The 18595-nt window shown below is 68.5% G+C and carries 13 protein-coding genes; 10 read left to right on the top strand and 3 right to left on the bottom strand.

Annotated features, from left to right (window positions below):
• The first annotated feature begins 86 nt into the window (after nucleotides 1-86).
• The 4 genes from ACXJKM_RS05060 (at nucleotide 87) to ACXJKM_RS05045 (ending at nucleotide 4476) form a co-directional block, all read left to right on the top strand.
• Nucleotides 87-485, top strand: coding sequence for a hypothetical protein (locus tag ACXJKM_RS05060; RefSeq protein ID WP_457350705.1), 399 nt, complete (start codon nucleotides 87-89; stop codon nucleotides 483-485).
• Nucleotides 486-518: 33 nt separating this feature from the next.
• Nucleotides 519-1085 carry a hypothetical protein gene (locus ACXJKM_RS05055; RefSeq protein WP_457350703.1) on the top strand — a complete coding sequence of 189 codons (567 nt, stop codon included), beginning with the start codon at nucleotides 519-521 and terminating at the stop codon, nucleotides 1083-1085.
• A gap of 81 nt (nucleotides 1086-1166) precedes the next feature.
• Nucleotides 1167-2165 carry a type I glyceraldehyde-3-phosphate dehydrogenase gene (gene gap, locus ACXJKM_RS05050; RefSeq protein ID WP_457350701.1) on the top strand — a complete coding sequence of 333 codons (999 nt, stop codon included), beginning with the start codon at nucleotides 1167-1169 and terminating at the stop codon, nucleotides 2163-2165.
• Between the two features lie 265 nt (nucleotides 2166-2430).
• A complete protein-coding gene (locus tag ACXJKM_RS05045) occupies nucleotides 2431-4476 on the top strand; it encodes a S8 family peptidase (RefSeq protein ID WP_457350699.1) in 2046 nt (681 codons plus the stop codon).
• On the opposite strand, the gene ACXJKM_RS05040 is transcribed toward ACXJKM_RS05045, so the two are convergent.
• From ACXJKM_RS05040 to ACXJKM_RS05030, 3 genes are all read right to left on the bottom strand, one after another.
• Nucleotides 4459-5133, bottom strand: coding sequence for a hypothetical protein (locus ACXJKM_RS05040; protein ID WP_457350697.1), 675 nt, complete (start codon nucleotides 5131-5133; stop codon nucleotides 4459-4461). The two genes, ACXJKM_RS05045 and ACXJKM_RS05040, sit on opposite strands and share 18 nt — an antisense overlap.
• A 163-nt stretch (nucleotides 5134-5296) precedes the next feature.
• Nucleotides 5297-6025: a biotin--[acetyl-CoA-carboxylase] ligase gene (locus tag ACXJKM_RS05035; protein ID WP_457350695.1), complete on the bottom strand. Its 729-nt coding sequence runs from the start codon at nucleotides 6023-6025 to the stop codon at nucleotides 5297-5299.
• Nucleotides 6026-6029: 4 nt separating this feature from the next.
• Nucleotides 6030-6518 carry an SET domain-containing protein gene (locus tag ACXJKM_RS05030; protein ID WP_457350693.1) on the bottom strand — a complete coding sequence of 163 codons (489 nt, stop codon included), beginning with the start codon at nucleotides 6516-6518 and terminating at the stop codon, nucleotides 6030-6032.
• 233 nt (nucleotides 6519-6751) lie between these two features.
• Between ACXJKM_RS05030 and ACXJKM_RS05025 the strand changes: the two genes are divergently transcribed.
• The 6 genes from ACXJKM_RS05025 to ACXJKM_RS05000 all read left to right on the top strand — a co-directional run bounded on the left by ACXJKM_RS05025 (nucleotide 6752) and on the right by ACXJKM_RS05000 (nucleotide 18582).
• Entirely contained in the window at nucleotides 6752-9343 is a 2592-nt protein-coding gene (locus ACXJKM_RS05025) for a DNA topoisomerase III (RefSeq protein ID WP_457350691.1), read from the top strand.
• A gap of 76 nt (nucleotides 9344-9419) precedes the next feature.
• Nucleotides 9420-11282 (top strand): ATP-binding protein, encoded by a 1863-nt coding sequence (locus tag ACXJKM_RS05020; RefSeq protein WP_457350689.1) that lies wholly within the window; start codon nucleotides 9420-9422, stop codon nucleotides 11280-11282.
• 265 nt (nucleotides 11283-11547) lie between these two features.
• Nucleotides 11548-12504 (top strand): AEC family transporter, encoded by a 957-nt coding sequence (locus tag ACXJKM_RS05015; RefSeq protein WP_457350687.1) that lies wholly within the window; start codon nucleotides 11548-11550, stop codon nucleotides 12502-12504.
• Nucleotides 12505-12584: 80 nt separating this feature from the next.
• The gene (locus ACXJKM_RS05010; protein WP_457350685.1) at nucleotides 12585-15422 is read left to right on the top strand and encodes a M16 family metallopeptidase; all 2838 of its coding nucleotides are present in this window, start codon (nucleotides 12585-12587) and stop codon (nucleotides 15420-15422) included.
• Nucleotides 15423-15496: 74 nt separating this feature from the next.
• On the top strand, nucleotides 15497-17302 hold the full coding sequence (locus tag ACXJKM_RS05005; RefSeq protein WP_457350683.1) for a hypothetical protein: 1806 nt from the start codon (nucleotides 15497-15499) through the stop codon (nucleotides 17300-17302).
• Between the two features lie 20 nt (nucleotides 17303-17322).
• On the top strand, nucleotides 17323-18582 hold the full coding sequence (locus tag ACXJKM_RS05000; RefSeq protein ID WP_457350681.1) for a glutamate-5-semialdehyde dehydrogenase: 1260 nt from the start codon (nucleotides 17323-17325) through the stop codon (nucleotides 18580-18582).
• Nucleotides 18583-18595: the final 13 nt, after the last annotated feature.

The raw sequence follows: 18595 nt of genomic DNA, 5'->3' as shown, positions 1-18595 counted from the left end.
TGGCCGCGACCGTCAAGGCGGTGCTGAAGAAGGAATAACGCGGCGGTCTTGCGGTAAAACCTCCGGTCATGGCGGCAGGAGATGCAATGCGCGACTTCATCATTCTTTTGGCGGCAGGGCTGTGCACATTGGCGGCTCAGGGCCAGGTGCCAAGGCCGGATGACAGGGCCGACCAGATGCTGGCCTGCCTGCTCAATGCCAACGCACTCCCTCAGCTGCCGAGGGAAAAGCGGGAGGCCTTGCGCGGTCAACCGTCGAGTTCACGGATGGTGCGGGTGAAGCTGCTGTTCGAGCGCCCGGACGCGGCCCCGCGCGTGGAGGTGCTGGCCAACACGGCCGATGAGTCCATGCAGGACGAGGTTTTCGACTATCTCAAGGGCCATCGCCTGCCCTGCCTGCCTGCGGGCGCTGCCCCGCTCGCGGCTGTCCAGGAATTCGTATTCGCCGGCGATGCGCCGGTGCGGATATCGGCGGCACGGGGGTGATCGGAGCAGGCCGCGACGCAGAAGTGTGTGGTCATGCCGCGCAAGGCGCCCGATTTCGTGTATTCGCAGATGGAGGGCCCCATCGTCAAGACCCTGGTGGTGGCCCGCTTCGACGGCGACGGCCAACAGCCGCCCAAGGTTCAGGTCCTTTACTCCAACGCCGGCCCACGACCGCAGAAGGCGATCCAGGAATACCTGGAGCAATACCGGATGCCCTGCCGGCAGGCAGGCGATCCCCCATTTGCCTTCGAGCAGCTCTTCCAGTACGTCTTCACGTCCGCCAAGCCGCCGAAGTTCCGCGAGGCCGAGGTGCCGCTGGCCAAGTTCATGGGCTGGGTGAAAGGCCGCCGGACCCTGGACGCTTCGTTTGATTTCGACACCATGGCCTGCCCCTTCAAGGTGACCTGGACGCAACGTCGGCCTCACCTGCCCAACACAGCTTTCGAGCTCGGACGACCCGATCCCAACCGCCTGGAATTCCTGCGCTGGCTGGCCGGGCTGGAGATGGAGCTGGACTCGCGTTCGCAGGACTGGCTGTTCGATGAATCCATGGTCATCGACATTCCCTGCGGCCGGTTTGCCGCCGCGACCGGTGGCTGAAATCGCCCTGAAACCACCCCGTACCGCGAATCGCCGAGAATCGCGCCCGCACCGAATTTTTCATCCTCTGGAGACAGTTCCATGACCATCAAGATCGGCATCAATGGCTTCGGCCGCATCGGGCGCATGGTGTTCCGTGCCGCCGTGGCGAATTTCAAGGACATCGAGGTCGTCGCAATCAACGACCTGCTCGAGCCCGACTACCTGGCCTACATGCTCAAGTACGACAGCGTGCACGGCAAGTTCGACGGTGAAGTGGCCGTGGACGGCAACACCCTGATCGTCAACGGCAAGCGCATCCGCCTGACCGCGGTCAAGGACCCGTCCGAGCTGAAGTGGGCCGAGGCGGGTGCCGACATCGTCATCGAAGCCACCGGCATCTTCCTGGACAAGGCCGGCGGCGAGAAGCACCTGGCCGCAGGCGCCAAGAAGGTCATCTTCTCGGCCCCCTCCAAGGACGAGACGCCGATGTTCGTCTTCGGTGTCAACCACACCAAGTACGCCGGCGAAGCCATCATCTCCAACGCGTCGTGCACCACCAACTGCCTGGCCCCGCTGGCCAAGGTGCTGAACGACAAGTGGGGCATCAAGCGCGGCCTGATGACCACCGTGCACGCCACCACCGCGACGCAGAAGACCGTCGACGGCCCGAGCAACAAGGACTGGCGCGGCGGCCGCGGCATCCTCGAGAACATCATCCCGAGCAGCACGGGCGCCGCCAAGGCCGTCGGCAAGGTCATCCCCGAGCTGAACAAGAAGCTGACCGGCATGAGCTTTCGCGTGCCCACCAGCGACGTGTCGGTCGTCGACCTGACCGTCGAGCTGCTGAAGGACGCCAGCTACGAAGAGATCTGCGCCGAGTTCAAGGCGCAAAGCGAAGGCGCGCTCAAGGGCGTGCTGGGCTACACCGAGGACAAGGTCGTTGCGACCGACTTCCGCGGTGACGCCCGCACCTCCATCTTCGATGCCGACGCCGGCATCGCGCTGGACAGCACCTTCGTCAAGCTGGTGTCCTGGTACGACAACGAGTGGGGCTATTCGAACAAGGTCCTCGAAATGGCCCGCGTGGTGGCTGCGTGAGCCCCTCGTCCAGTCTGCCGCGCTGAACGCGGGCCAGACTAGCCGGTCCCCCAAGGGGACGGCGATGCTTGCCGGATCGACCGGCAAGCACATCGCCAGGCGGGCCGGCTAGGGGCGGCCCGTCGCTCGGCCCGAATACCGCTGAAAAGGCCAGTCGATCTCGCGATCGGCTGGCCTTTCTGCTTTCTTGCGCCCCACACTTGTTTGCGATTGCTTCACAAGGGCGCGCCTAAACTGGCCGCCCCGCCCGTTCGAGCTCGCCGTCATGAAGTCCTTGCGTCCGCTGCTGATCGCCGCCCTGACCGTGATGGCCGCGCCCGTGCTGGCCCAGACGCCAGACACCGAAGCCCGCGTCATCGTGCGCTTCAAGCCTCAGGCCGACAGCGTGCGCGCGAAGGCCTTGGCCTTGCGGGCCACCCGGGCCGAGGCGCGCGAGGTGGCGCAGACGCGCGCGACGGCCCTGGGCCTGCGCAGCGGCCAGCGGCTGGCGGCCGGCATCAGCCTGGACGAGCGCACCCATGTGGTCATCGCCAAGGGCATGACCGGTGCCGCGCTGGCAAAGAAGCTGGCCACCGATGCCGAGGTCGAGCTGGTGGTCGTCGACCAACGCCGCAAGCATGCCCGCCTCCCCAACGACCCGCTGTTCGGTGGCGCGGACGTGAACCCTGAATCGACCGTCGGTGGTGTGCAGGCCCGCACCATCGACCAGTGGTACTTGAAGAAGCCCAGCGCCACGCCGGGCCAGGTTGTCTCCAGCATCAATGCGCCGGCAGCGTGGGACACCACGACCGGCACCGCCACAACGATAGTCGCCGTGCTGGACACCGGCGTGCGCCTGGATCACCCCGACCTGTCGGGTCAATTCGTCAGCGGCTACGACATGATCGGCTTCGGCAGCGCCGGCAACAGCCAGCAAGCGACGTCGATTGCCATCGCCAATGACGGTGGCGGTGCTGACAACGACCCGTCCGACCCGGGCGACTGGGTCAGCCAGACCGATATCAACGGCGGCGCCCTGGGCAGTGGCTGCGACAGCAGCGACATCGGCAATAGCTCCTGGCACGGCACCCGTGTGTCCGGCCTGATCGCCGCCAGCAGCAACAATGGCTTGGGCATGGCCGGCGTCGGCTGGGGCCTGAAGATCCTGCCCGTGCGTGTGCTGGGCAAATGCGGCGGTTATGACAGCGACATCATGGCTGGCATGAAGTGGGCTGCCGGCATTGCCGTGCCGGGCTTGCCGGCCAATGCGAATAAGGCCAAGGTGCTCAATATGAGCCTGGGCGGCAGCGGGACCTGTGGCACCACGGGCACGGGCGCTCTCTACCGTGACGTCATCAGCCAGGTCAACGCGGCCGGTGCCACCATCGTCGTCGCGGCCGGCAATTCCGAAGGCCAGGCCGTCGGCCTGCCGGGCAACTGCCCCGGCGTCATTACGGTGGCGGCGCTGCGTCATGTCGGCACCAAGGTCGGCTTCTCCAGCCTCGGTACGGAGGTGACCATCGCCGCGCCGGGCGGCAACTGCATCAACACGCTGACCAACCAAGCCTGCCTCTATCCCATGGTCAGCACGACCAACTCGGGCACGACGACGCCAGTGGCGGGCGCAGACACCTACACCGGCAGCGGCGCCTCGGTAGGCACGAGCTTCTCGGCACCCATCGTCAGTGGCATCGTCGGGCTGATGGCCTCCGTGCGTCCGGGTCTGACCTCGGCCGAGGCAACGCAGATCCTCAAGAGCACGGCGCGCCCCTTCCCGACAAGCGGGGGCGGCAGCGCCGCGGATGGCAACCCGCCGCAATGCAAGGCACCCAGTGCCACGGCGCAGGACGAGTGCTACTGCACGACCAGCACCTGCGGCGCCGGCATGGTGGACGCCGCTGCGGCCGTGGCCGCGACCCAGGCGCTGAACGGCACGACGGTGACCATCACGCCAAGCCCGGCGAGCGGCCTGACCGCTGGCCAGACGCTGACACTGACCGTCACGGCCACCGGCCTGCCCGGGGACCGCTCGGTCGCCTCCACGGCCTGGGTGCTGGTCGATGGCGGCGGCATCGTGACGGCCTTTGCCTCTGGCGCCAGCACGGCCACGGCGACGATCACGCCGACGGCGGCCGGCAGCTTCACGGTGCGCGCCGACCTGACCGACAACGCCGGTGTCGTCTACAGCCAGTCGGCGACGATCAGTGTCGCGGCAGCGTCTTCGTCGAGCGGCTCGTCGGGTGGTGGCGGCGGCGGCGCGGCCAGCGCGGCCTGGCTGGCTGGTCTGTTGCTGGCGGCGTTGGCGCTGCGACGCTCAGCTGCTGGCCGCTGATGCGGCTGCGGCGGGCGCCGCACTGCAGGCCTTGAAACCGACGGCCAGGGCCGCGTCCTTTGACGCCTTGAGCCGGGCCGCGAGCAGGCCGTCGGCCTGATTGATGACCAGGCTGTGGCGAGCCAGCGGCGCCTTCAGCGTCAGCACGCGCAGGCCCTTGAGGCCGCGTTTGTCGAAGTTCTCGGCCTGGGCGTTCGCCTCGGCCTGGCTGGGGTGCTTGCTGAGCACGAAGGCCGGTTGCTCGGCGGGCAGGCCGTCCAGCGGTTCGAAGTTGATACGCAGTTGCTTGTAGGTGGCTTCCTTGCGGGCGCGGAACTCGGGGTCGGCGAGCTTGATGGTCGCCACCACCCACACGCCCGGCTGCTCGCTGCTGCGCACCTGGGCCTCAGCACCGGCAGCCTTCAAGGCGGCCTGGGCGGCGGCGAGGGCCGCATCGCCATCGAGCGGGCCCAGTTCCAGGCAGCTGCGCTGGGCGGCGACGGCGGCCGCACTGGCGGCCAGGGGCTGGATGCGTTCGGGATGCTGCTGGGCCTTGACGCGCTGCGGCTCGCGGCCGCCCTCGGCCGGCAGGCCCGTGACGGTGTCCAGCCAGCCGCGCGACCAGATGAGGAAGACGGCGTTCACCGCCAGCAGTACCAACACGACGATACGCATCACAGGCGGGTCTCCAGAAGGTGTGAATGGCCCCGGCGCGTCCGAGCGGGGCGCGTCCAACGGCTCCAATCTAGGCGCAAAGCACAGCCGTAGCTCGGGCTACGGCGAGCATTTGCAACGACGAGTGGGGTCGTTGGCGCGCTACGAGCGGGCGTGTCGGGTTCGTTCATACCTTCTCTAGTCTCAGGCTCAGTTCACCACCGCTGCAGGGCAAAAGGCCAGCGGCGGTTTCCAGCAGCAGTTCACCACGCTCGCTGACGCCGCGTGCGGTGCCGGCCTGCTCGCCGACGCGCACACGCTGGCCGCCCGCGAGGTCGCGGCGCGCGAATGCCGCCTGCCAGGGCGCAAAGCCCAGAGTTTCAAAATCAGCCAGCATGCCACGCAGCGCAGGAGCCAGGCGGTCCAGCGTGGCATGCGTGGTGGCGGCCGGGTCCAGCGTCTGCAGCGCCGCGTGGCCGCTGGCAAAGGCGGTGCGGTCGGCGCCTTCGGGCAAGGGCCGCAGGTTGAGGCCGATGCCGATGACGACGCCGCGCTGGTCCACCGGCAACGGCACGGTCTCGATGAGGATGCCGCCTAGCTTGGCGCCATTCAGGAAGAGGTCATTGGGCCATTTGAGCTGGATGTGCCGGCCCGCCGGGTCCAGCGCATCGGCCACCGTGCAACCCACGGCGAGGGACAGGCCGCTCAGGTCAAGCGCGGCCGGCAGTGGCAAGGCGATGGAGAAAGTCAGCGCGGCGTCATCCCCCCCCTGTTCAGTCAGCCAAGCCCGGCCCAGGCGCCCACGACCCGCGGTCTGGCGCGAGGCCGAAACCAGCAGCGCCCCGCCGCCCTCACGCAGATGCGCCAGCGCCTCGGTGTTGGTCGAGCCGCATTCGGCGAGGTGGCGCCGTTCCATCGGGTCAGCGCCCCGACTTGCGGGTTTTGGGGGCGAGCATGGTGCCGCGGCAGGTCAGCGCGCCGCACCAGCAGGCGAACTGCTTCTTGACTTTGGCCGTGTGGCGCTCGTCCAGCACCAGGCCGTAGTCGTAGAAGAGCTCCTCGCCGGGCTCCAGATCGCGCAGGGCCTGGATGAAGACGCGGCCATCGACCTCGTCGGCTTCGCAGTTGGGCTCGCAGGCGTGGTTGATCCAGCGCGCGTCATTGCCGCCATACAGCGCATCGATGACGAGGCCGCCGTCGAGGTGGAAGTAGAAGGTGTGGTTGGGCTGGGCCGGGTCGTGCGGATGGCGGTCAACCGCCTGCTCCCAGGTGATGCGCTCGCCGGTGTACTCGATGATGCGCGCACCGGCGGCGATGGGAGCTGCTGCATAAACCCCCCGGCCATGCACGCCGGAATCACGGACTTCGATCTTGCGGCGCGGGGCAGGACGCGGGGATTTGGCAGTCATCGGCGCTGTGGTACGGTGATTTCATGGGTGCGCGTGTGCGTAGGCGTGCGCGCGAGGCCCGGATTGTAGGCAGCAAGAATGAGACCCCTCGTCCAAGGACTACCTTGGCCGGTCCCCCGAGGGGACGGCGATACACGCGGCTTCGAGCCGCGTGCACATCGCCCGGCGGGCCGGCTTGGGAACGGCCCGGCGCTCGGCCCGGGAAGACGAACTGACAACTGATTGAAAGACCGATGAGCAAGACTCTGATCATTGCCGAGAAGCCCTCCGTCGCGCAGGACATCGTCCGCGCGCTGACACCCGTGGCGGGCAAGTTCGACAAGCACGACGACCACTTCGAGAACGAGCAGTACGTCGTCAGCTCGGCCGTCGGCCACCTGGTGGAGATCGCGGCGCCCGAGGAGTTCGACGTCAAGCGCGGCAAGTGGAGCTTCAACAACCTCCCCGTCATCCCGCCGCATTTCGACCTCAACCCGATCGACAAGAACAAGGGCCGGCTCAACGCGCTGGCCAAGCTGATCCGCCGCAAGGACGTGACGGCGCTGATCAACGCCTGCGACGCGGGCCGCGAGGGTGAGCTGATCTTCCGCCTCATCGAGCAGTACGCCCAGCCGGCCAAGGGCAAGCTCAACAAGCCCATCGAGCGGCTGTGGCTGCAGTCCATGACGCCCGCCGCCATCCGCGAGGGCTTCGAGAAGCTGCGCAGCGACGCGCAGATGCTGCCGCTGGCCGACGCCGCGCGCTGCCGCTCCGAGGCCGACTGGCTGGTGGGCATCAACGGCACGCGGGCCATGACGGCCTTCAACTCGCGCGACGGCGGCTTCTTCCTGACCACGGTGGGCCGCGTGCAGACGCCGACGCTGTCGGTCGTTGTCGAGCGCGAGGAAAAGATCCGCAAGCACGTCGCCCGCGACTACTGGGAGCTGCGCGCCAACTTCGACGCCCAGGCCGGCCAGTACGAAGGCAAGTGGTTCGACCCCGCGTGGAAGAAGAACGACGACCTGGAGCGCCGGGCCGACCGGCTCTGGACTCAAGGAGAGGCCGACGAGATCGCCAAGGCGGTGCTCGGCAAGCCCGCCGTCGTCACCGAGGAAAGCAAGCCCAGCACCACGAGCTGCGGCGGCCTCTACGACCTGACGACGCTGCAGCGCGAGGCCAATTCGCGCTTCGGCTTCTCGGCCAAGACGACGCTGTCCATCGCCCAGGCGCTGTACGAGAAGCACAAGGTGCTGACCTACCCGCGGACGGACTCGCGCTTCCTGCCCGAGGACTACGTGGCCGTGGCCAAGGACACGGCCAAGATGCTGGCGACCGAGGACCTGCCCGGCCCGCTGGCCGCGCTGTCCCAGCATGCCGCCACGTCGCTGAAGGAGGGCTATATCAAGCCGACGAAGAAGGTCTTCGACAACGCCAAGGTGTCGGATCACTTCGCCATCATCCCGACGCTGCAGGCGCCCAAGGCCCTGACCGAGATCGAGGCCAAGCTCTACGACATGGTCGTCAAGCGCTTCCTGGCGGTGTTCTTCCCGCCGGCCGAGTTCCTGGTCACGACGCGTATCTCGAAAATCGACAACAAGCATCATTTCCAGACCAACGGCAAGGTGTTGGTCAAGCCGGGCTGGCTGGCCGTCTACGGCAAGGACGTGGACGATGAAGACGCCAACCTCGTACCGGTGCAGCCGAACGAAGTCGTGCGCACCGAGAGCGTGGACGTGAAGGCGCTGCAGACCAAGCCGCCGGCGCGCTACACCGAAGCGACGCTGCTGTCCGCCATGGAAGGCGCCGGCAAGCTCATCGACGACGACGAGCTGCGCGAGGCCATGGCCGAGAAGGGCCTGGGCACGCCAGCCACGCGCGCGGCCACCATCGAAGGCCTGATCAGCGAGAAGTACATGCTGCGCGAGGGCCGCGAGCTGATCCCGACCGCCAAGGCCTTCCAGCTGATGACGCTGCTGCGCGGCCTGGACGTGGAGGACCTGACCAAGCCCGAACTGACCGGCGACTGGGAATACAAGCTGGCCGAGATGGAGAAGGGGCGCCTGAAGCGCGAGGTCTTCATGGCCGAGATCGCGGCCATGACCGAGAAGATGGTCGCCAAGGCCAAGGGCTATGACCGCGACACCATCCCCGGCGACTATGCGACGCTGAAGACGCCCTGCCCCAAGTGCGGCGGCATCGTGAAAGAGAACTATCGGCGCTTCACCTGCACCGGCAAGAGCGGCACGGGTGAGGACGCCTGCGGCTTCTCCATCGGCAAGATCCCGGGCGGCCGCAGCTTTGAGCTGAACGAGGTCGAGACCTTCCTGGCGAACAAGAAGATCGGCCCGCTGGAAGGCTTCCGCTCCAAGGCGGGCTGGCCCTTCACGGCCGAGTTGGCGCTGGTGTACGACGACGAGATCGCCAACTGGAAGCTGGAATTCGACTTCGGCGAGGACGCCAAGAAGGCCGAGGGCGATGGCGAACCGGTGGACTTTTCCGGCCAGAACTCGCTCGGGGCCTGCCCCAAGTGCAAGGGCCACGTCTACGAGCACGGCGCCAACTACGTCTGTGAGCATTCGGTCGGTGCCACCGTCACCTGCGACTTCAAGACCGGCAAGGTCATCCTGACCCAGCCCATCGAGCCGGCCCAGGTGCACAAGCTGCTGGCCAACGGCAAGACCGACCTGCTGGAAAACTTCGTCTCCAACAAGACGCGCCGCAAGTTCAAGGCCTTCCTGGCCTATGACAAGAAGGAAGGCAAGGTCATCTTCGAGTTCGAGCCGCGCGCTGCCAAGGCGCCTGCTGCCAAGAAGGTGGCAGCCAAGAAGACGGCGGCCAAGAGCTGAGCGGGCAGGAAATTCGCGGCGCCACAGCATTTATGCTCGCCGCATGGCCTGACAAGGCTGCACCGGGGGAGAGGGGATGGCGTTGGCACCGATCAGCATCGGCATACAGACGCGCCTGACGGCCGGCATTGCGCTGGTTGCGAGCCTGCTGGTGCTGGCGGTGGGCTGGTACTGGACGACACACGAAGAGGCCGAGCTGATGGCCGGCCTGCGCCAGCGCGAGGCGCGCATGGCCGGCCTCATCGAGCGCGGTTTCGCGGGCCCGATCTGGAACCTAGACCATGTCGCCATCGAGAACCTGCTCGACGCCGTCATGGCCGACCCCGAGGTGCATGCCATCGAGCTCAAGGGCCTGGGCCTGCGCGGCGGCCAGGCGCGGCGCGGCCGCGACACCCCGGCCGTGGGGCCGCTGCGACGCGAGTTCGCCATCACCTACCAGCCCGCGGCTGACACGGCCGGCACCCAGGTCGCCTCGGCCGTTCTCACCGTCACGCGTGATCTCATCGACGAGCAGATCAGCCGCACCCGCCTCTTCGTCGTCGAGCTGCTGGCCGTCGTCGTCATCGGCATCGTCATCGCCAGCTCCCTGCTCGTGCAATGGCTGGTGCGCCGGCCGGTGCTGAAGCTGGGCGCCCTGGCCCAGCGCGTTGCCAAGGGCGACCTCGGTGCGCAGGAGACCGTGGAGCGCGGCGACGAGATCGGCGAGCTGACGATGCGCTTCAACGCCATGAGCCTGAAGCTGCGCAGCGCGGCCGACCAGGTGCAGCTCAGCTCCGAAGGCCTGCGCGCCAGCGAGGCGCGCTACCGCAGCCTGTTCGAGAACGCGACCGAGGGCGTCTTCCAGGCCGACGCCGATGGCCGCGTGCTCAGCATGAACCGCGCCTTCACGCAGATGCTGGGCCTGGGTTCGCAAAGCCCCGTGGGGCGGCGGCTGCGCGAGCTGTCCGGCATTGACCGGCACGAGATGCAGCGCGTCGCCGCCGTCATGAACGAGCAGGGCAAGATCCAGCAATGCCAACTGCAGCTTCGCGGCGCGGGTGGCCGGCCGTTGTGGGTCGAGCTGAACGCGCATTGGGTTGAGGGCGAGAGCGGCCAGCGTCGCATCGAGGGCATGGTCAGCGACATCTCGCTGCGCCGCCAGGCCGAGGCCGAGTTGACCCGCCACCGCGACCACCTCGAAGAACTCGTCAACGAGCGCACCGCCGAACTCAGCGAGGCCAAGCTGCGCGCCGAAAGCGCCAACCAGGCCAAGGGCCGCTTCCTGGCGACCATGAGCCACGAGTTCCGCACGCCGCTGAATGCCATCCTGGGCTTCACGCAGCTGATGCAGATGGACGCCGCCATTCCCGCCGGCCAGCAGGCCAAGCTGCAGTTGATGCGTGACTCCGGCCTGCACCTGCTGGAGCTGATCAACGACGTGTTGGACATGGCCAGCATCGAGGCCGGCAAGGTCTCGCTGAAAGCCGGGTCCGTGGACCTGCGCGCCCTCATCGACATGGCCTGCGACAGCGTGCGCCTGCGCGCCGAGCAGAAGGGCCTGGCCTTCTGGCTGGACATCGACGCCCGCCTGCCGACCCAGGTCATCGCCGACGGCCAGCGCCTGCGCCAGGTGCTGCTCAACCTGCTGTCCAACGCCGTCAAGTTCACCGACAGCGGCAGCGTGCAGCTCGACGCGCGCGTCGTCGAGCTCGATGCCAGGCACACGCGGCTGCGCTTCGAGGTCAGCGACACCGGCATCGGCATGACACCGGCCCAGCAGGCGCGGCTCTTCCAGGCCTTCGAGCAGGTGTCCGACGCCTCGCGCCACCTCGGCGGCACGGGCCTCGGGCTGTCCATCAGCCAGCAGCTCGTGCGGCTGATGGGCAGCCAGATCCTGGTGCAGAGTGCCGCGGGGCAGGGCAGCAGCTTTGTGTTCGAACTTCGTCTTCCTCTGGCGTGAGCTTCTTTGACGCATTTCGGGCCGAGCGCTGGGCCGCTCCCGAGCCGGCCCGCCTTGGCGATGTGCTTGCCGGTCGATCCGGCAAGCATCGCCGTCCCCTCGGGGGCTTTGGCCGGACACATTGCGTCCAGTGGACGCGATGTGCCTGCCGAAGAGCTGCGGCATTTGCCGCAGCGCGGTCTGCAAGACCGATTGGGCGCGCCCGCGTTCAGCGCGGCGAGACCGGGCGAGGGGCACGATGACCTGGGCAATTGCGGCGAAGCTGTTGGCGATTTTGGTTGCGGTGGCCATCGGCTGGGCGGTCGGCCGCATGCGCTGGCTGGGCGGCGGCGAGGCGGGCAGTGACAGCGACCCGGCCCGCGTGCTGGCCAATGCGGCCTTCTACATCTTCGTGCCGGCCCTGCTGTTCCGTACCACGGCGCGGCTGGATACGGCGGCGCTGCCCTGGGCCTTCCTGTTCGCCTTCTTCGTGCCGGTGCTGGTGCTGATCGCGCTGCTCTACGTGCTGTACCGCGGCCTGCGCAAGCCGGGTGAGAACGTCGTCGCGCCCAGCGTCAGGGCCATCACGGCAGGCTTTGGCAACACGCTGCAGGTAGGCCTGCCGGTCGCGGCCGGCGTGTTCGGCGAGAAAGGCCTGGCCATCCACATCGCCGTGGTGAGCCTGCATGCGCTGTCGATACTCACGCTGCTGACTGCCATCGTCGAGCTCGACCTGGCGCGCGAGCGCAGCAGCGGCAATCTGGCCGGCACGCTGCTGCAGACCGTGCGCAACACCGTCATCCATCCCGTCGTGCTGCCAGTGCTGGCCGGCTTGGCCTGGAACGCGACTGGCCTCACCCTGCCCGCCGTGGCCGATGAGGCGCTGCAAAGCCTGGGCACGGCCGTCGTGCCGCTGTGCCTGACGCTGATCGGCATGTCCCTGGCCTATTACGGCTGGCCACGCACCTGGCGCGGCCTGGCCGGGCTGGTGCTGGCCAAGCTGCTGCTGATGCCGGCCGTCGTGCTGGGCGTCGCGCATTGGGGCCTGGGGCTGAATGGCATGCCGCTGGCCGTCATCGTCATGATTGCGGCGCTGCCGACCGGCTCCAATGCGCTGATCTTTGCCCAGCGCTACCGCGCGCTGGAGGCCGAGGTCACGGCCGCCACCGTCGTCTCCACCATCCTTTACGTCGCCACGGCGCCACTTTGGCTGGCACTGCTCGCCTGGCTGTCGCCTTGGTAGGCTCATGGTGACTCCCGGCACTTCCGCACCGTGTTGAACACGTCGCCCAATCCCGCATTGCCCTTCGAGGACCGATACGAATGAAAGCTCCCGCCCCCCGCCGTCTCGTCGCGCTGCTGGCCCTGGCCGGCGCCCTCTCGGCCGCCCTGCCCGCGGGCGCCGCCCCTGAATCCGCGATGAAGGGCGCAGTCAACACCGAGGCCGGCCAGCTCGCCGTGCGCCAGGAGAAGCTCACCTTGGCCAATGGCTTCGAGGTCATCCTCGTCGAGGACCACCGCCTGCCGCTGGTGGCCTTCAACCTGTGGGTGCATGCCGGCCCGCGCAACGAGGCCAAGGGCCAGACCGGCTTTGCCCACCTGTTCGAGCACCTGATGTTCGCCGGCAGCAAGCACATCCCGCGCGGCGAATTCGACAAATTCGTCGACGCCGCCGGCGGCACTGACAGCAATGGCTCGACCAACTTCGACCGCACCAACTACTTCTTCACGCTGCCGTCCAACCAGCTCGAACTCGGCCTGTGGCTGAAGTCCGACATGCTGGGCTACATGATCGACGAGGTCGATTCGGTGGCCCTGGCCAACCAGCAGGACGTGGTGCGCAACGAGCGCCGCCAGAGCTTCGAGAACCGGCCCTACGGCATCGTCGAAGAGGCGATGTACCAGGCCCTCTACCCCGAAGGCCACCCCTACCGCGCCGCCGTCATCGGCTCGCATGCCGACATCCAGGGCATCCAGCTCAAGGACGTGAAGGACTTTGCCCGCACCTACTACCGGCCCAACAACGCCACGCTGGTGCTGGCCGGCGACTTCGACCCCAAGCAGGCCAAGGCCCTGGTGCAGAAGTATTTCGGCTCGCTGAAGGCCGGCGCCAAGGTGCCTGACGTCAAGGTCGCCATGCCTGAGATCACGAAGGAGCGCCGCCTCGTCGTCACCGACCGCATCGAGCTGTCGCGCCTGAACCTCGCCTGGCACACGCCGCCCATGTTCGCCGCCGGCGACGCCGAGCTGGACGTCGCTGCTCATGTACTCGGCGGTGGCAAGGCCAGCCGCCTGTACGGCCTGCTGGTGCGCGACAAGCAGCTCGCCCAGAGCGTGCAGGTGTCGCAGGACTCGCAGTCGCTGAGCTCGATCTTCAACATCGAGATCGTCGCCCGCCCTGGCGCTTCGCTGGACGAGATCGAGAAGCTGGTTGACGCCGAGATCGCCAAACTGGCCGCCACGCCGCCCACGGAGGCCGAGCTGGGCCAAGCCCGCGCCACCATCCAGACTCAGCTGCTGCAGCGCATGGAGAAGGTGACGTCGCTGGCCGACCTCATCAACCACTACAACCAGATGGCCGGCGACCCCGGCTTTGTCGGCAAGGACCTGGCGCGTTATGGGCAGCTGGGCCCGGCCAACGTCAGTGCCACCGTCACGCAATGGCTCAAGAAGGACCACCGCGTCGTCGTGCAAGCGAAGCCTGGCGAGCAGGTGCTGCCGCCCGAGGTGGCCACGCCGCCGGCGCCCACCAAGGCCGCCAAGGGTGAGCGCGAGTCGCTGAACGCGGCCGAGGCCTGGCGCGCCAAGCCGCCCGGTGCGGCCAAGGCCAAGGCGCTGACGCTGCCCGCCGCGCAGAGCTTCACGCTGGCCAATGGACTGACCGTCATCTACTCGCCCAAGCCCGGCCTGCCGCTGGTGAGCGCCGCCCTGGTGCTGCGTGCCGGCCAGGGCGCCAACCCGGCGGACAAGCCTGGCCTGGCCGGCTTCACCGCCGCCATGCTGCCCGAGGGCACCAAGACGCGCAGCGCCCAGCAGATTGCCGAAGCTGCCGCGGTCCTGGGCGCCACGCTGAACGCCCAGGCCGGCAGCGAGGAGGCGCGCATCGACTTCTCCGGCCTCAAGGCCAGTGCCAAGGAAGGCCTGGGCCTGCTGGCCGACCTGGCGCTCAATCCGGCCTTTGCCGCGCCCGAGATCGAGCGCCAGAAGGCGCAGCGACTGGCCGCCCTGGCCCAGATGCGCGAGCAGGCGCCGCTGCTGGCCAATGCCGTCGGCAACCGCGTGACCTATGGCGAGGGCCACCCGCTCAGCGCCAATGCGCTGGGCACCGAGGCCAGCATCAAGGCCGTGGATGGCGCTGCGCTGCGTGCCTTCTGGCAGGCCCATTACCGCCCCGAGCGCGCGGCCCTGGTGGTTGCCGGTGACCTGACCGAGGCCGAGCTGCGGGCACTGATCGAACCGCTGTTCGGCGCCTGGAAGGGCGAGGGCGCCGCTGCAGCCGCCGCGCCGCTGCCCGCGTCCAGGCCTATCGCCGCGCGCACCGTCGTCGTCGACAAGCCCGGCGCGCCGCAGACGGCCCTGGCCGTCGTCTCGCCCGGCCCCTTCGCCGCCGCGCCCGATGCAGCCGCCATCAATGTCATGAATGCGGCCCTGGGTGGCCTCTTCACGTCGCGCATCAACAACCAGCTGCGCGAGGTCAAGGGCTACACCTATGGCATCCATTCCGGCTACACCATGGGCCGCGAGCGCGGCCAGTTCGGCATCCGCGGCAGCGTGCGCACCGACGTGACCGGCCCGGCCCTGGTCGACATGTGGAAGGAGATCGAGGGCATGCGCGCCAAGCCTATGGGCGCGGCCGAGCTGGGCCGCGTGCGCAACGCCCAGCTGCTGTCGCTGCCGGGTCTGTTCGACACCAACCTCGCGGTCGTGGCCGGCTACTCGGGCAATTGGTCCGCGGGCCGGCCGCTGGACGCGATCACCGAGCTGCCGAAGAAGGTCGGTGCCGTCACCGCCGCCACCGCGCTGAAGGCCGCCCAGCAGCATCTCGACCCGGCCCAGCTCATCGTCGTGGCGGTGGGCGACAAGGCCAAGATCGTGCCGCAGCTGGAAGCGATTGGCCGCAAGCCCGAGGTTCGCGACGCCGAGGGCAAACCACTGCCCTGACCCGGCCCTGATTGCGGCCGCGCGGCGCTGGTGCGAGCATGCCCCTCCTGGCCCCTGCCGGGCCTGGAGGTCGCATGCCATCACGCCATCACCCCGCCACCCGCCTGCTGCAGGCCCTTGCCGCGCTGGGCCTCGTCGCCCCGGTCGGCAGTGCCGATACGGCCGCCGCCTTTGACCCGCTGCTGAGCAGCCCCGGCGGCGTCTGCGCGCCGTCAGTGGCCGGTCGGCCCGTGCTGCTGCAGGCCCTGCTAGCCTCTGCCGCCACCACGCCCAGGACGGAGACCGCGCCCTTCCAGCCCGCGCCCATGAAGGCCGCGCCGGGCGACGTGCCGCTCTACAAGGACCTGGGCCGCATGAGCTTCAAGCTCGAGCATGCGTCGCCCAAGGTGCAGGCCTATTTCGACCAGGGCCTGCGCCTGGCCTTTGCCTTCAACCATGCCGAGGCGCAGCGTGCCTTCCAGGCCGCGCAGAAGCTCGACCCCGGCTGCGCCCTGTGCTTCTGGGGCGAGGCGCTGGTGCTGGGGCCCAACATCAATGTGCCCATGCAGGCCGAGGCCAACGCGCCCGCCTGGGCTGCACTGCAGCGCGCCATCGCGCTCAAGGACAAGCTGCCGCCGCGTGAACGCGTCCTCATCGAAGCCCTGCAGCAGCGCTATGCCGCCGAGCCACCGGCCGACCGCAGTGCCCTGGACGCCGCCTATGCCGACGCGATGAAGCGCGTCGCCGCCCAGTTCCCCGGCGAGGACCTGATGCAGGTGCTCTACGCCGAGGCCGCCATGGACACCCAGCCCTGGGACTACTGGGAGGCCGCCGGCGCAAAGCCCAAGGGCCGCACGGCCGACATCGTGGCCGCGCTGGAGACCGTGCTCAAGCGCCGCCCCAACCATGCCGCCGCCATCCACCTCTACATCCATGCCGTCGAGGCCTCGACACGGCCCGAGCGCGCGCTGGAGTCCGCGCGCCGCCTGGCCGCGCAGATGCCCGGCGCCGGCCACATCGTGCACATGCCGGCCCACATCTACTACCGCGTCGGCCTGTACCGCGAGTCACTGGATGCCAACCGCCAGGCCATCGCCGTCGACGAGGCCTATTTCAAGACATCGCCGTCCGACCCGCTCTACCGCTCGGCCTACTACCCGCACAACATCCATTTCCTGATGGTGTCGGCCCAGATGGGCGGCGCGGCCAAGACGGCCATCGACGCGGCGGCCAAGCTCGACGCGTCCATGCCCGTCGACGTCGTCAAGGCCTTCCCCATCATGCAGCCCGTCAAGGCCGCGCCCTACACGACGCACGCCCAGTTCAGCCCGCCCGATGTCATCCTGAAGCTGGCCGCGCCACCCGACGACCTGGTGCTGGTGCGCGTCATGTACCACTACGCCCGCGCGCTGGCCCAGGCGGCCCGCCACGACGCGGCGGCGGCCCGGCTCGAGATCGACGCCATCACGGCGCTGGAGAAGGGCGCCGACTTCAAGCCCTTCGATGCCTGGGGCATCCCGGCCCAGGCCATCGCGCAGACGGCCCGCCTCGTCGCCAGCGCTCGCCTGGCCGATGCCCAGGGCGACCTGGCCGGTGCCGCTGCCGCGCTGGAGCAGGCCGTCGCCATCGAGGAGGGCCTGGCCTACACCGAGCCGGCCTATTGGTACTACCCGGTGCGCCAGTCCCTCGGCGCCGTGCGCCTGCGCCAGGGGCGGCTGGACGAGGCCGAGAAAGCCCTGCGGGAATCGCTCGCCCGCGTGCGCAACAACGGCTGGGCGCTGGCGGCCCTGGCCGAGGTCTACAGGAAGCGCGGCGACACGGCCGCCGAGAACAGCGCTCGCCAGGCGTTGAGCAAGGCTTGGTTCGGCGCGGAGGGCGGCCCAGACCTTACGAAGCTGTAGGTCGAGGGTCGTCGACGAAAATGGCGGCCATGAGCCTGCCTGCCTACATGGACGACCTCGGCCGCGCCGCCCGCGCCGCCGCCACCGCAATGGCTGCCGCGCCCACGGCCGCCAAGAACGCTGCCCTGCTGGCCCTGGCCCGCCGCCTGCGCGCGGCCGGCCCGGCGCTTGCCGACGCCAATGCCCGCGACCTGGCCGGTGCCGCCGAGCTCAGCGGCCCGCTGCGCGACCGCCTGAAGCTCGACGCCAAGACCCTGGCGACGGTCGCCGAAGGCTGCGAGCAGATCGCCGCCATGCCCGACCCCATCGGCGAGATCACCGGCGTGAGGCGCCGCCCGACCGGCATCAGCGTGGGCCACATGCGCGTGCCGCTGGGCGTGTTCGGCATGATCTACGAGAGCCGACCCAACGTGACCATCGAGGCCGCTTCGCTGGCCATCAAGAGCGGCAACGCCTGCATCCTGCGCGGCGGGTCGGAGGCGATTCACTCCAACCTGGCCCTGGCCGAGCTGGTGGCCGCATCACTGGAGGAAGCCGGGCTGCCGCGCGCGGCCGTGCAGCTCGTCAACACGACGGACCGCGCCGCCGTGGGACTGTTGATCAGCTCGCCGCAATGGGTGGACGTCATCATTCCGCGCGGCGGCAAGGGGCTGATCGAGCGAATCTCTGCCGAGGCCAAGGTGCCCGTCATCAAGCATCTGGACGGCAACTGCCACAGCTATGTCGACGCCGAGGTGGATCTGGAGCAGGCGCTCAAGGTCGTCGACAACGCCAAGACGCAGAAATACAGCCCCTGCAACGCGACCGAGTCGCTGCTGGTCCACGCGGCCCAGGCGCCGGCCTTCCTGCCGCGCATCGCGGCCCTCTTCAAGGCCAAGGGCGTGGAGATGCGCGGCTGCCTGCGGACTTTGGCTTTGGTGCCTGGTGCGGTGCCGGCGACGGAGGAAGACTGGTCCACCGAATACCTCGCSCCCATCATCAGCATCAAGGTGGTCGATTCACTTGACGAAGCCATTGCCCACATCAATCGCTATGGCTCGCATCACACGGATGCGATCCTGACGACGAATCATCCCAACGCGATGCGATTCCTGCGCGAGGTGGATTCGGCCAGCGTGATGGTCAATGCCAGCACGCGCTTTGCGGATGGCTTTGAGTATGGGCTGGGTGCCGAGATCGGCATCTCCACCGACAAGTTCCACGCCCGCGGGCCGGTGGGGCTGGAGGGGCTGACGTCGATGAAGTGGGTGGTGTTGGGGCAGGGTGAGGTGAGGGGCTGAGGCTCCTCGGAGC

Source organism: Roseateles sp. P5_D6, assembly GCF_054049415.1.
This window is presented reverse-complemented; position numbering and strand designations above follow the sequence as displayed.

Coding starts and splice junctions, on each gene's coding strand:
- ACXJKM_RS05060 (WP_457350705.1), top strand. CDS start 87: ATGCGCGACTTCATCATTCTTTTGGCGGCAGGGCTGTGCACATTGGCG.
- ACXJKM_RS05055 (WP_457350703.1), top strand. CDS start 519: ATGCCGCGCAAGGCGCCCGATTTCGTGTATTCGCAGATGGAGGGCCCC.
- gap (WP_457350701.1), top strand. CDS start 1,167: ATGACCATCAAGATCGGCATCAATGGCTTCGGCCGCATCGGGCGCATG.
- ACXJKM_RS05045 (WP_457350699.1), top strand. CDS start 2,431: ATGAAGTCCTTGCGTCCGCTGCTGATCGCCGCCCTGACCGTGATGGCC.
- ACXJKM_RS05035 (WP_457350695.1), bottom strand. CDS start 6,025: ATGGAACGGCGCCACCTCGCCGAATGCGGCTCGACCAACACCGAGGCG.
- ACXJKM_RS05030 (WP_457350693.1), bottom strand. CDS start 6,518: ATGACTGCCAAATCCCCGCGTCCTGCCCCGCGCCGCAAGATCGAAGTC.
- ACXJKM_RS05025 (WP_457350691.1), top strand. CDS start 6,752: ATGAGCAAGACTCTGATCATTGCCGAGAAGCCCTCCGTCGCGCAGGAC.
- ACXJKM_RS05020 (WP_457350689.1), top strand. CDS start 9,420: ATGGCGTTGGCACCGATCAGCATCGGCATACAGACGCGCCTGACGGCC.
- ACXJKM_RS05010 (WP_457350685.1), top strand. CDS start 12,585: ATGAAAGCTCCCGCCCCCCGCCGTCTCGTCGCGCTGCTGGCCCTGGCC.
- ACXJKM_RS05005 (WP_457350683.1), top strand. CDS start 15,497: ATGCCATCACGCCATCACCCCGCCACCCGCCTGCTGCAGGCCCTTGCC.